This window comes from Endozoicomonas sp. ALD040, assembly GCF_049275945.1.
Lineage (GTDB): Bacteria > Pseudomonadota > Gammaproteobacteria > Pseudomonadales > Endozoicomonadaceae > Endozoicomonas_A.
This window is the reverse complement of record NZ_CP184829.1, coordinates 2,559,063-2,571,651: the sequence shown is the minus strand read 5'-3', so window position 1 is coordinate 2,571,651 and position 12,589 is coordinate 2,559,063. Positions and strand designations below refer to the sequence as shown.

Below are 12,589 nucleotides of genomic sequence, written 5' to 3'. Positions count from 1 at the left end.
ACAAGGGTTCGGATGTCATCGCAAATCTGCCGTCTCTCCGAGCTGCCTGAAAGCGCCCTGATCACCAATCCCCAGGCACCACTGAGTTAAAAATCGTCCGAATCATTGACTCTCTGATGTTGCCATTTAAGAGCAGGTGCAGTGGTCTAAAAAAACGACATGGAAGAAGCTGCACTATTGTGCATGCAATTCTCTGATCTGAAGAATTCAGTATGATACTCTCGTTCCTTTTTATTAACCGAGGTGATAAAAGAGTTAAACAAAACGCCTATGGTCCAATCAGATTTATAGCCAATACTGGAAGCCATTTTAATAGGAGTATTTCTGGTGTTTAACCTATACCCAAATGTTAACAAGTCCTTCTCATAGGCTGCATCGAAACAATAATGCCATAAGAAAGAATTGACCGGATAAGGAGTTTTTCCACTCTTCAGGTCATTCCAGGCACTATCGCAAAACGTCTTACCCTTCTCATCCAGACTGGCAATGGAAAAATCCTTACTAATACCTAACTCTGCTGCGGTATAGTCAAATCCTGCAATAGCAAGAAAACTGTGCGTATTTCGGGGAGGGTGAAATCCAATATAGTTGTTGATTTCTTGTACTCTTGTAATCAACGGCTTAACTTTCGCAGTGCAGGTAATAAAATCACCAGTTCCGTTTCTGCCATCTGGCAAAGGGTAGCCCATAGGGAAACATGACGCCCGGTTCAAATATTGGCTTATTGCCTGATCCAGCCCTAAACCCAAAAAACTTTCTGACTTAAGCTTGTAAGTATTGTCGTTTATCTTAACGGTGAAATCCTCATCCTTATCTACCTCATAAGCAATCTGTGTAGAAGCACCGCCCAGGTCAAGAACACCTACTGTGTCTCCCTGTAATTTTATGCGCGAGTTGTCATAATTCAGCGCCAGCCAGGCATAGAGTCCCTCTTTTCTGCCTGTTATTGTCGCCACTTCAATAGTGGCTGAAGGAAAGTTTTCTTTTAACCATTTTTCAATTCTATCATTCAGAGCTGCTCTTTTCTGAGGTCTGATTACCCGCATTCCGGCGGTTGAATAAAAGTAAATATTATTAATATTTTCTTTGCTGACTGAATCGAATAGCCGATCAAGATAGCCACTCACACTATCTACACTTTCTTCATGAACGCCTCCTTTTATTTTGCTTGGCGTTTTGTTCTTGATAACAGGAATTCCGTTGGCAGGGTCTGAGGAATGTTCATAGATATAGAGTCTTGAACCGGTACTGCCCGCATTGACTACTGCAGTTTTCTTTTCCGGATCAGAACCATAAACTGCCGTTACCACTGAGCACAAAATTGCAAAAATACTCGCTAACTTACCTGACGACATTACAGTCACACCCTGTTTTTCGGGGTCGAAACACCCGCCACTGAAACCTGATAAAGCGCTCGTTTTTCTGATCAATATTGACCCAGTGATAGTAGCAGAAGTTTGGGAGGATGAAGGTTTTGTATTTTAATTTTTTGCCTCGTCAGCAACAATGCTTCGGACAGTTTTAACCCATTGATATCAATCGGTTGGGCTCTCATGGCAATTTAAGGCAACTCGCTGGGACACCAGAATTGCCATTAAATTCGAGCCCTTGTGGCACAAGCCCCAGTACATCCATGTTAAGTCCTCAAAAAGCTGTGCAAAGTATTTTTTAACAGAAACTGGTCGATAGTTAATAAGGTTTGAAATAAAAAAATTATCAATAAATTAGAACGCATATATAAATGAACAATAAATCACCTTCATGGGGAGAACCTGCCCCCTGGTTCCACGCTCACACAACCAACAACCCTCAATTTGCTTTTTCCAGTCTCGGCGGACGTTTTGTCGGACTGGTCTTTCTCGGAGACTGCTCCGCAAAACCGGTCATCAAGTTTCTGGAAGCAGTCAGTCAATCAAACTTAATGACTCGTGACGACAAAAGCGTCCGTTTCGCAGTCACCCTGAATCAAAGAGACCTGCACAACCCGCAGGCACTGAAAGCATTCCCAAATCAACGTATTTTTTACGATGAAGGAGGAACTGTTTGCAGGCAATATGGAGCCATGGACAAACGCTCAGAACAGCAAGAAATTTTCTATCCTTATTGGTTAATTCTGGACCCAACGCTTCGTGTCTATGCCAAAGGCAATCTTGACGAGCCTGATATTTTTATAACAACTATGCAGAAGCTGCCTGACCCAGTGTATCACTCATCTCCAGATATAGAACCCTGGGCTCCGGTTTTGCTGGTGCCCAGGGTGCTGGAAAGCGACTTTTGCGAAACCCTTGTTCGTTATTATCAGAAAGGGCAGCCGGAGCCTTCGGGCTTTATGCGAACCGTTGGCGGCAAGACACTGGAACTTCAGGATAACCATGTCAAACGTCGAACCGACCTCAGTATTGACGATAAAAACCTGCAGGCAGCGTTGAAACATCGAATAAGAACCCGCCTCACTCCCGAAATAGCCAAAGCTTTTCAGTTTCAGGCCACACGCATTGAGCGCTATATTGTTGCCTGCTACGACAGCAGCAATGCGGGCTTCTTCAAAGAACACCGGGATAACACTACGAAGGGCACTGCACACCGGCGATTCGCTATCAGCATCAACCTGAATAGTGACGAATACGAAGGGGGAGAATTGTGGTTTCCAGAATACGGCAACCGTCGCTATAAGCCCCCCACAGGTGGTGCCATTGTCTTTTCCTGTTCTCTTATGCATGCAGCAACACCGGTAACCAGTGGCACCCGCTATGTCACCCTGCCATTTCTTTACGATGATGCGGCAGCCAGAATACGTGAAGAAAATAATCGCTACCTGGGCGACGGTGTTGAGCCTTATCAGTCAAACTAATCTCTGCCGGTGCTACCATGGTTTGGCAGCGAGCTTACCTGCTACGCCCAACTCGCTCAAACTGGCATATAACTCGCTGAACTTCATGCAAAAGTTCTCTACAGTCTCAATCTCTGGCAATCTTATCCGCGCCAATAACTTTCACTTCAATATCTTTCGCTTCGATATTTTGCACCTCAACATCTCGTTCATAAATGTTGAAGGATGTTAAGGAGTGTTTGAAAAGACAGCCAGCTATTAAGCCAAGAATGCAACCATCACAAGGGCGCCCCAAAAAGGCACCAACAGTGAAGCCAAAGGCTGCCATGTAACATTGCGGTTTTTTGCTTTCAAGTCGGTATATGTGTCTTACCGTTTGTTGTGAAGCCGGTTGACTCTGTTGAGTCGGTTGAGTCGATTTGATCTCGATTGGTGCCATAGTTATCTCCGAGTTTGAAGGGTTCATCAATACAACATATAGAGTCAGATGACATTTCCTCTTAAATGTTCCAGAAAAAAACTAACATGGAGGATAGTATTGCTAACATTCCAGACTATTCATGAACTCAACCCACCCAACACCTGGTTTCGTCCGGAAAAGAAACATCCTCTCGTGCTGAATGAATTGAGATCTGATTTTGGCTCGTCTGGCTTGCGGCTGATAGGCACCCCGGGATCACCCGAGGATGTAAACAGAATCTGAAAGAGTGTCACGCACTGTAAAAGTGATCTAATATATTTCAATAGATTCTAATAGGTACAAAATTATGAGGATCGTACGAACTAATCAGCATGGTCAGGTTACCATTCCCGCAGATATTCGAGCCAAGCTGGGCATTAATCAGGAAACTGAAATAAGCGTTAATCTCAATGATCATGGAGAAATCATTCTGACACCCGCCAAAAACCAGAAAGTGGATATTCGTAATTTACACAATAAATATTCAATGGATATGAGCCGGGAAGAATTCAATCAACTTATAGACGATAGCCGGTCGGATATCTGATATGTCGGTAGTCTATTTAGACTCATGCGTCGTTATAGATGTGCTTGATACAAAAGCACCTCACTACGAGTGGGCTGTATCAGCACTGGAACAATACGAGGAGCTATCTATATCCCCAATAGCCTTTTCTGAAATATGTGCGCCTCTACGTACAGTTGAAGAGGCTTTGTCTTTACTTAAGGATCTTAATCTTACTCTCAGGGCTCCATGCCATAGAACTTTATTTCTGGCATCAAAAAAGCACCTTGAATATCGTCGCAGGGGCGGTAAGAAAAGTGGCGTATTGTCTGATTTTTTTATTGGTGCACAGGCAGCCGTTGAAAAAGGACGATTGATCACAAGAAATAAAGGGCGTTTCTCAACCTACTTCCCCACGTTGGATATTTTGTGCCCCTGAATTAATACAAAAAGCCCTTCTGCTTCAGATCAACTTCTGTTGAACCCTGCCTCTGCCATCAATAAGACTGACTTCTGCCAGGGTCCCATTAATCAGGGTCAGATTAGGTGGTAGATGCCCGATATCAACATCGTAGATAATAGGTATCTCAAGACCTTCCAGGACATAACTTAGTGCCTGATGATAAGTCAGGGATTGACCATGATGCTCATCAGGTGGATTTCGACCCATCAACAGCCCATTCAGAAGGTTAAAGATACCTCTGTACTTCAGACCCAACAACGCTCTGATCAGAGCAGTGGGAGAAAACTCTGCATTCTCCAGAAACAGTATAATTCCGTCCTCAGGGTATCTCTGCTGGAAAGCTTTTAAATCCAGATAGTTTGACCCTAAGAGATGACACAGGGTATCCAGACAGCCTCCCAACAAACGACCGGAAAACTCTACAACCTGCTGGTTCCCGCCCATAGATTTCCAGCACGTGGACTCAGTCAGGTTGAATAATGCATTGGGGTTTTCAGCGTAGGATGCTCCCCAGATTTGATACTTTTCTGATGAATATTGAGTGAATGCTTCAGTAGTTCCCAGATAAGCCAGAGTGTTGGTCGTTAAAGGCTCCTGCTGCGAACGATGGAGTTGCATCAGATTAGTACAATGAGCCGTCGCCCAACCGCATTGACTGGTGATTACAGACGTCAGCGTACTAATATCAGAGAAGCCCACCAGCCATTTGGGTTTTGCTTTGGCTATCTGGTCAAAGTCCAGCACTGAAAGCAGATCCATGGCAATCTCTCCTCCCCAGGGCGGCATAACTGCATCAATAGCGTCGTCCAGCAGAAAATCAGTTAGTTCCCTTGCCCTTTTCTTCAGTGGCGCACTGACATAATGCTGGTTCGACCTGAGACACTGACCTTCAACCACAATGAAGCCCTGAGCGCGCAGATCATCAAGGCATCGATCAAGACGAGGGTGACAGGGTTCTGAAACACCCGAAGAAAATGCTGTGATTGCGATTCGACTGCCGGGTCTCAAAGGTGCAGGGTACTTCATTATCCGATTTCATCTTTTATCAGTTCTTTACGACTAAGCCATGAGCGTTTAGGCTTTTTTTCATTTTACTTTCCTGCTATTCACTGTCGCAACAAGGCAAAACATGATATCACCGCACGATCCTTTTCTTCAGCAACAAGGCCTGCTGATGGCCAGCAGTTACTTTACCCTGACGGGTCAGTTGCTTTTCGGACTGCCTCTGAAAGACCCCGAACTGGGTTTAAAGCTGTATGAACACTCGTCAGTGTTGTTGTCTCATGGCACACAAAGTGATCCGATTTTCTGTTATGGCAACCTGAGTGCCCAGTCTCTCTTTGAAATGGACTGGAACATCCTGACTCAAATGCCCTCCAGGCACTCTGCAGGGCAGCCCAACAGGGAAGAGCGGGCCAGATTGCTCAAAGAAGTCAGTGAACGCGGCTACATCAAAAACTATTCAGGTATCCGGGTTTCCAGTACCGGACGACGGTTTCTGATTGAGCAGGCGCTGGTCTGGAATCTCTACGATGAGGAAGATGAATACCGGGGTCAGGCTGCTGCATTCAGTGACTGGACTTTTCTTTGAGATCTCCCCGTATCTTCAAGGGCGACAGGTATAGATAGCCATTCAACTGAGCTATTCTGAACAATAGACGATCAAAGGATAATTTTTATGAAAGGACTCATTTTCAGCGGCCTCTGCTTGTTGTCCTTGCCCGCCTTTTCAGAAAACGACTTGCCTCTGCCATCACCGCCTGCTTCCGCAGAAGCTCATGATTATAAAAAGCAGAGCATCGAACAGTTGATCGACAGCGGAGACGATGAGGAGCTAGTGAGACTTTCCGGTCAAATCATCAAGAAGCTTAGATGTTCAATTTACCTGTTTCGAGATAAAACCGGAGAAATCCAGATTCAGATTAAGAATGACGACATACCCAAAAAGGGTCTGCTCTTCCGCTCCCCTACCATCATCAAAGGTGAGGTCACGAAAGACCCAAACAAACCCATTGTAGTGGAAGCCGACAAGATTCTTTATGTTTTCTAAAGACTAATCCGCCCCCGTGCATTCCAGATCTCCGATCATTACTGAGTGCGGTCACCGACCACCAGGAAGTCGGAGTTGAGCAGTAAATCTCCGGCACCCTCCAGCGTTATATTTTGGATAGGCAAAATATGACCAATATTTATTTTTCAGGCATTTTTTCCGGGTAAATTTAGTTTTTTATGGCAGTATTTAGTTTTTACCGCTACTAAAAATCTAACATAATCTGTAATTATGTAGACTTAATCTACGCCGTCGACATGGATGCACGACGAATCGTGTCTAACTCCACTCTTGCGTAGGGTTTAGGGTCTGGGCGACCCCGTCGAGCTGTAACCTGTCTCGACCGTAATTATCAAGGTTCAAACTCGCACTGTAATCCCTATCATGCAGAGTTTTACATTTTGGACACCGCCACTCACGATCAGACAGAGTAAGATTGTCATTTACGTAGTCGCAAGTATGAACCGCACACTTCTTCGAGCTGGGAAAGAACCGATCTGCAATCACAACCTGGCATCCTCTCAGCTCTGCCTTGTATTCAACAAGTTCTCTCAGCTTACCGAAACCTGCGTCACTGATTGCTCTTGCCAGTTTGCGGTTTTTTACCATGCCTTTGACATTCAGATTTTCGAGGGTGATTATTTTGAATCTTGACGTCAGATAATCACTTACCTCATGTAGTACGGCTGATCGCTGGTTACTTATCCGGTAATGCAGTTTGGCAACCGCTCGCTTGGCTTTCACATAGCGGTTGCTTCCCTTTGTTTTGCGGCTTAACGCCCTCTGTTTCCTGTTAAGGCGTTTCAGAGAGCCTTTCAGTTTCTGATTAGCAGTAAAGGTTTTGCCATTCGAACAAATAGCTAAACCTTTGATGCCAAAATCAACGCCTACAGACTCATGGCTTTGTGCTTTTGGGTGGTAATCCTGAGTGTCTACCAAAATAGAAGCGAAATACTTTCCGGCTCGCTTACTGATCGTCACCTGACAAGGTGTTCCGGTGAATCTCAGTTCCTGGCGCATCTTGATGCGGGTTTTCAGTTTCTCAATGCGAAGTGTTCTGCCATCAACATCGAACTTGGGTTTTTCTCTGAGAGAAAAACTGTCGTGTAGTCCTCGCTTCTTGAATCTTGGATAACCTGCTTTTTCTCCTTTCTTCACCCGACGGAAGAAGTGAGTAAAGGCGTCATGAAGATCGTCGATTGTATTCCTGGTGACACGTTGGCTGACTTCGGCATACCAGGGAAACTCAAGCCTGAGTTCTTGGTATTTTTCATTCGCAGCCTTCTTTGACCATTTAACGCCTTCTTGATTGAAATGTGCCAACAGTTGATTGAACGCATGACGACGAGAACCACAAGCCCTATCAAGATAATCGGCTTGTTGTTTTGTCGGTCTGAGTCCAATCTTGTGAGCTAACAACATCTTGCAAAGTCTCAAGCATTTTTTCGTATAACCTGAGTTCGCCAACCTTTTGCAGAACAGCAGGCTTCCAGTAACTCTTGCTGCCTGTCTAAGTCTGGCTTTTGGTCGTGACCGGATACTCTGCAATAGCAAAGCGTTGGCGCAGCTTCGTTACTGTAGCCCATCAATTCAGACACGTCGTAGTAACAAGTTCCAACTTTGGTCTTTCTGGCAGGAAGCAGCTCACCTGCACTTTCCGATTTTCAAAGTGTTATTGGGTCTGTACCATGTAAACGAGCTGCCCCACCTAATCTTCACTAATCACTTATCCATGCTTGAGATTTTATAAGATGGTTTTAGATTATAATAGATTTCTGCGAACTGTTTTTAACCCTCACAGATATGGAGCAGTTCCGGGAATGCATAAATTGCAGGTCGGCGGCCAGATCCTTCCCTGAGCGTCACAATGGGACCATCCGGCACATGCAACTGGCGCAAAAGACCGTGCAGAGTAGGCTTACTGATACCAGACCGTTTAGCAAAATCGTTCACTTGAAAGATAGGTCTGTCAAAGAGTGTATCTATCAGTTGCATAGTGAACTTTGAGCCTGTCGTTTGTTGAACACTGACTTTAGTCTTCTCATATAACGACATGATCGTTTTTACTTTCTGAACGTTCTCTTTAGCCTGAATCAGTATGGCTTTGAGAAAAAATTCAATCCATCCTGTCCAGTCGCCTTCCTGGTAAATCCTCTTCAGCCGTTCGTAATATTCATCCCGGTGTGCTTCCAGATAACCTGAAAGATAAAACATAGGACTGGAGAGTCTCTGTTTACTGTATAAAAACAGCGGTATAACCAAACGACCAATACGACCATTGCCATCCTTGAATGGGTGTATCAGTTCAAATTGAGCATGAACAATGGCGGTCTGAGCCAATACATCAAAATCATTCTCGCCCAGATAATGATTCCAGGCTTCAAGATGATCCATCAGCTTTATGGGGTCCGGGGGAACAAAGGTTGCGGTCTCCAGGGTACATCCAGCTCGACCAATCCAATTCTGATCCTTTCGAAAAGCACCCGGTGCTTTGCCTTGCCCTCTTACACTGTCCAGTAGTAGCTGATGTAACTGTAACAAGAGGCTTAAAGAGATGGTTCGCCCTTCAGCCAGGTACTCCTGAGCCAGCATCAATGCTTTTCGATAGTTCAGTATTTCCTGAATGTCTGTATTTTTTCTCTCGTCAAATTGAGCACCTGCTTCATGCTCAAGCACCTCTTCAACCGTGGCCTGGGTCCCTTCAATCCTCGATGATAACACCGCTTCCTGATTCATCAAGGGCGATAGCATGACCGCAGGATTAATGATTCCCTGCAGCAAACCACTGTATTCAGCAAGTGCCGCATTAGCTTCACCAACCAGCGTGATGAGACGGCTGAAATCAAGACCTTGAAGGGGAAGCGTATCAGGTATATACGGGGTCATGCCAAAACCTTGTGTATTAAAAAAAAGAATATTTAATATATAAATCCTTTTGTGTCTGTCGTATCCAACACAAAATTTTTTATTAAAAATTGCAATATTTAATACACAATAACGGTAGCGTACTGAACCTGATACACAAATCAGATTTTGTATTAAATTAATTGATTTTTAATACAAAAAATACAAATCACTCGGCCACTTTATCTTTCCTAACAGATTAAGAGTGTCAACCAGCAAAATCCGCGAAGTTTCCAGACGGGGCTTCCATTACATTATCCAAACCTGCCTTCCAGTAGCATGCTCCTCTTGGGAATATTGCTCTGGCAGGCAGGTTTGGCTTATTCAGACTCCTAAAGACCAATTAATAACCGTGCATTCCAGATCTTCGACCAGTCCTGAGTTCGATCACCCACCACCAGAAAATCGGAATTCAGCAGACTCTCTTTGAAGTTGTAGGAAAAGCGCTTGCCGTGAGGGTCCAGCAGTAAGCCTCCGGCACCTTCCAGTATCGCCTGAGCTGCTGCGGTATCCCACTCGGATGTCGGCCCCAGCCTTGGGTAGATGTCTGCCAGCCCTTCTGCGACATGGCAACTCTTGAGGGCACTGCCGACAGGCCTTACCTCCAGATTGGGATAGAGCGCTCTGAGTTTTTCAATAAATACAGCAGCTCTTTCGGTGCCATAACTGCGACTGCCCAGTGCCACAGTTTCCTTTCCTGGCTGAAAACTTCTTGGAGTAATAATGACCGCAGGCTGGTCCTCAGTTTGCTTGAAAGCCCCCAGATCACTGCCACCCCAATAAATAGTATTCTCATCAGGGACGTGAACCACACCCAATACCGGGTAGCTTCGACCATCTTCTGACTTTTCCATCAAGGCGATATTCACAGTGAACTGGCCATTTCCATTGATAAACTCCTGGGTGCCATCCAGGGGGTCCACCAGCCAATAGCGTTCCCACTGGCAGCGTTCGGTAAAAGCGGTATGCTCTGACTCTTCTGATAAAATCGGGTATTGAACGTCCAGAGCCTTCAGGCCCCGCTCAATCACTTCGTTGGCTTTGAGATCTGCCACAGTAACCGGCGTTTTGTCAGATTTATGCTGAACACCCAGATCTTGCTGATGGTAAAGGGTCAGGATGGCCTCTCCGGCCTCTCGGGCAATCTGCTTTACGGACTCAATCAGCTTGTTGTCAAACATCAGGATTCTCCAGCCATCCGGCCTGAATTTTCTCTCTGACCAGAAACAGGGCAGCCAACGCCCTTGCTTCGGAAAAGTCCGGCCTTTCGTTCAGTTCCAGCAAGCGGTCAAAGGACCACTCAACCACTTCCAGGGGCTCTGGCTCATCCCCTTCGAGCTTTTCTTCATAAAGATCCCAGGCCACCATTGAGTGTATTCTGCTTTTCATGTAGTTGGGTGACTGGGTAAATGAACTCAGGTACTTCCATTGCCGGGCTCCATAACCGACTTCTTCCTTTAGCTCGCGGTTACCGCCTTGTTGCAGACTTTCTTCCGGCTCAACCAACCCCTTGGGCAGAGTCAACTGATAGTCTTCGGTACCACCGGCATACTCGCGGATCATCAGAAAACGATGATTATCCAGCAGCGGCACCACCATGACCGCCTGATGCCCTGTTCCAAAAGAACCCAATCGTTCATAGGTTCTTTCAACACCATTGGAGAATTTGAGATCCAGTTCTTCTATTCTGAACAGACGAGTGCGTGCAATTTCACGACACGCTTTGATGACCGGTTTTTCTGACATGATTCCCTGCCTCTTGTTCAGCCGTTATTATATGTGTCTAAGCCATTGCTTACATACGTCGATGGACACTTAATTCACTTAGCCTTGCGCCAATAATACAGCAAGATTGCCGTTCAGGGTCTGGATACGCCATTATGACAACAGAAGAATATCGAGGTGATTATGATTAACTGGAATACCATAGATACGGTTCTCCTCGATATGGATGGCACACTGTTGGATCTCCATTTTGATAACTACTTCTGGATGGAATATGTGCCTCATAAATATGCCGAAAAACACAGCATTACTCTGCAGCAGTCGAAAGAAGAGTTGCATCCGAGGGTAGCCCAGACATACGGCAAGTTGGAATGGTACTGCCTGGATTACTGGGCCAGAGAGCTGGACCTGGATATCATCGCTCTGAAGCAGGAGCTGGTTCATTTGATCAGCTTCAGACCCGGTGCCGACCGTTTCCTGCAAAATATCCGCGACCGGGGCAAGAAAGTGATTATGATCACCAATGCCCATCGGGACAGCCTGTCACTGAAGCTGGAAAGACTCTCCATGGCCCACTACTTTGACAAATTGATCAGCTCCCATGATTACGGCTACCCGAAGGAAACCCAGGCATTCTGGCACAACCTTGAAGCCGATATAGGAACGGACAAGGAACGAGCCCTGTTCATTGATGACAGCCTGCCGGTCCTGGATTCTGCCAAAACCTATGGCATCGCCCATTTACTGGCTATCCGTTACCCAGACAGCAAACAGGGTGCTAAAGATACTGGTGAATATCAGGCTGTTGAAGATTTTCACGAGCTTATTCATCTTTGATTAGGCTTTGAAAACCAGTTTAATGACTTTTGAGAGTAATGAATGGCCAAGCAAAGTAGTGTTCACAACAAACAGTCGGACAAAGTACGCCTGGACAAGTGGCTCTGGGCTGCCCGCTTTTACAAGACCCGAAATATCGCCAAAGAAGCTATTGAAGGTGGCAAGGTGCACCTGAATGGCCAGCGCTGCAAACCCGGTAAAGAGCCCAAAGTAGGTGACCAGCTGAAACTGCGTACCGGTTGGGATGAAAGAGTAGTGATTGTTCGGGAACTCTCTGACAAACGTCAGAAAGCCGAGTTGGCACAACAACTCTACAAAGAGACTGCGGCCAGCATCCAGTCTCGTGAGGTGGCAGCAGAACAACGCAAGGCAATGCGCGGTGCCATGGCGCCGAGGCCGGATCGCCGTCCGGATAAAAAACAGAGAAGGGATATTCTCAGGCAGAAATCCAACCTGGCCGATTAATGTCAGATCAGATAAACAACACCTTTTTCCACCTTTGAGAGAACCAGGGTCAGTTTGTCACCAAGGCATGGGCCTGCCACACACTCTCCTGACTCAATGAGAAACAGAGCCCCATGAGTAGCGCACTGGATCACTCGCTTTTCGCTGTCCAGAAAGCGGTCTTGCTGCCATTCCAGATTAATACCGAGGTGTGGGCAACTGTTTTCGTAGACGAAGACCTCTTCATCTCGACGGACAACGAAAATAGAGCCTTTTTCGGTTTCGAAACCTTTACTTCCCGGGTTTTCAAGATCATCAACAGCGCAGAGTTCCAACAAGTTTCCAGTTCCTGAGTTTGATGGCTGCTCAGA

At 45.8% G+C, this 12,589-nt stretch carries 15 protein-coding genes; 7 read left to right on the top strand and 8 right to left on the bottom strand.

Annotated elements, in window-relative coordinates; translation table 11 throughout:
* Nucleotides 1-146: 146 nt before the first annotated feature.
* Nucleotides 147-1,355 carry a hypothetical protein gene (locus ACOJUN_RS09025; RefSeq protein WP_422136306.1) on the bottom strand — a complete coding sequence of 403 codons (1,209 nt, stop codon included), beginning with the start codon at nt 1,353-1,355 and terminating at the stop codon, nt 147-149.
* 386 nt (nt 1,356-1,741) lie between these two features.
* Between ACOJUN_RS09025 and ACOJUN_RS09020 the strand changes: the two genes are divergently transcribed.
* Nucleotides 1,742-2,851 carry a 2OG-Fe(II) oxygenase gene (locus ACOJUN_RS09020; RefSeq protein WP_422136305.1) on the top strand — a complete coding sequence of 370 codons (1,110 nt, stop codon included), beginning with the start codon at nt 1,742-1,744 and terminating at the stop codon, nt 2,849-2,851.
* A 106-nt stretch (nt 2,852-2,957) separates the two neighbouring features.
* Here the strand turns inward: ACOJUN_RS09020 and ACOJUN_RS09015 are convergent, their stop codons facing one another.
* A complete protein-coding gene (locus tag ACOJUN_RS09015; protein ID WP_422136304.1) occupies nt 2,958-3,269 on the bottom strand; it encodes a hypothetical protein in 312 nt (103 codons plus the stop codon).
* A 328-nt stretch (nt 3,270-3,597) separates the two neighbouring features.
* On the opposite strand from ACOJUN_RS09015, the gene ACOJUN_RS09010 reads away from it, so the two are divergent.
* Entirely contained in the window at nt 3,598-3,837 is a 240-nt protein-coding gene (locus tag ACOJUN_RS09010) for an AbrB/MazE/SpoVT family DNA-binding domain-containing protein (protein ID WP_422136303.1), read from the top strand.
* A gap of 1 nt (nt 3,838) precedes the next feature.
* Nucleotides 3,839-4,234 (top strand): type II toxin-antitoxin system VapC family toxin, encoded by a 396-nt coding sequence (locus ACOJUN_RS09005; protein ID WP_422136302.1) that lies wholly within the window; start codon nt 3,839-3,841, stop codon nt 4,232-4,234.
* Between the two features lie 24 nt (nt 4,235-4,258).
* Here the strand turns inward: ACOJUN_RS09005 and ACOJUN_RS09000 are convergent, their stop codons facing one another.
* Nucleotides 4,259-5,284, bottom strand: coding sequence for a S66 family peptidase (locus tag ACOJUN_RS09000; RefSeq protein ID WP_422136301.1), 1,026 nt, complete (start codon nt 5,282-5,284; stop codon nt 4,259-4,261).
* Nucleotides 5,285-5,387: 103 nt separating this feature from the next.
* On the opposite strand from ACOJUN_RS09000, the gene ACOJUN_RS08995 reads away from it, so the two are divergent.
* Both ACOJUN_RS08995 and ACOJUN_RS08990 read left to right on the top strand, forming a co-directional pair.
* On the top strand, nt 5,388-5,849 hold the full coding sequence (locus tag ACOJUN_RS08995) for an MEKHLA domain-containing protein (protein WP_422136300.1): 462 nt from the start codon (nt 5,388-5,390) through the stop codon (nt 5,847-5,849).
* A gap of 87 nt (nt 5,850-5,936) precedes the next feature.
* Nucleotides 5,937-6,308, top strand: coding sequence for a NirD/YgiW/YdeI family stress tolerance protein (locus ACOJUN_RS08990; protein ID WP_422136299.1), 372 nt, complete (start codon nt 5,937-5,939; stop codon nt 6,306-6,308).
* 279 nt (nt 6,309-6,587) lie between these two features.
* On the opposite strand, the gene ACOJUN_RS08985 is transcribed toward ACOJUN_RS08990, so the two are convergent.
* The 4 genes from ACOJUN_RS08985 to nudE form a co-directional block, all read right to left on the bottom strand.
* Nucleotides 6,588-7,730 (bottom strand): RNA-guided endonuclease InsQ/TnpB family protein, encoded by a 1,143-nt coding sequence (locus tag ACOJUN_RS08985; RefSeq protein ID WP_422136298.1) that lies wholly within the window; start codon nt 7,728-7,730, stop codon nt 6,588-6,590.
* Between the two features lie 366 nt (nt 7,731-8,096).
* Nucleotides 8,097-9,194 (bottom strand): Fic family protein, encoded by a 1,098-nt coding sequence (locus tag ACOJUN_RS08980; protein ID WP_422136297.1) that lies wholly within the window; start codon nt 9,192-9,194, stop codon nt 8,097-8,099.
* Between the two features lie 350 nt (nt 9,195-9,544).
* Nucleotides 9,545-10,393 carry a 3'(2'),5'-bisphosphate nucleotidase CysQ gene (gene cysQ, locus ACOJUN_RS08975; protein WP_422136296.1) on the bottom strand — a complete coding sequence of 283 codons (849 nt, stop codon included), beginning with the start codon at nt 10,391-10,393 and terminating at the stop codon, nt 9,545-9,547.
* Nucleotides 10,386-10,958 carry an ADP compounds hydrolase NudE gene (nudE, locus tag ACOJUN_RS08970; RefSeq protein ID WP_422136295.1) on the bottom strand — a complete coding sequence of 191 codons (573 nt, stop codon included), beginning with the start codon at nt 10,956-10,958 and terminating at the stop codon, nt 10,386-10,388. Before nudE ends, cysQ begins: the two co-directional genes overlap by 8 nt.
* 162 nt (nt 10,959-11,120) lie before the next feature.
* On the opposite strand from nudE, the gene yrfG reads away from it, so the two are divergent.
* Together yrfG and hslR are read left to right on the top strand one after the other, a co-directional pair.
* A complete protein-coding gene (gene yrfG, locus ACOJUN_RS08965; protein WP_422136294.1) occupies nt 11,121-11,774 on the top strand; it encodes a GMP/IMP nucleotidase in 654 nt (217 codons plus the stop codon).
* Between the two features lie 42 nt (nt 11,775-11,816).
* A complete protein-coding gene (hslR, locus tag ACOJUN_RS08960; RefSeq protein ID WP_422136293.1) occupies nt 11,817-12,239 on the top strand; it encodes a ribosome-associated heat shock protein Hsp15 in 423 nt (140 codons plus the stop codon).
* 2 nt (nt 12,240-12,241) lie between these two features.
* Here hslR and ACOJUN_RS08955 read toward each other — a convergent pair whose 3' ends face one another.
* The gene (locus tag ACOJUN_RS08955; RefSeq protein WP_422136292.1) at nt 12,242-12,556 is read right to left on the bottom strand and encodes a Rieske (2Fe-2S) protein; all 315 of its coding nucleotides are present in this window, start codon (nt 12,554-12,556) and stop codon (nt 12,242-12,244) included.
* Nucleotides 12,557-12,589: the final 33 nt, after the last annotated feature.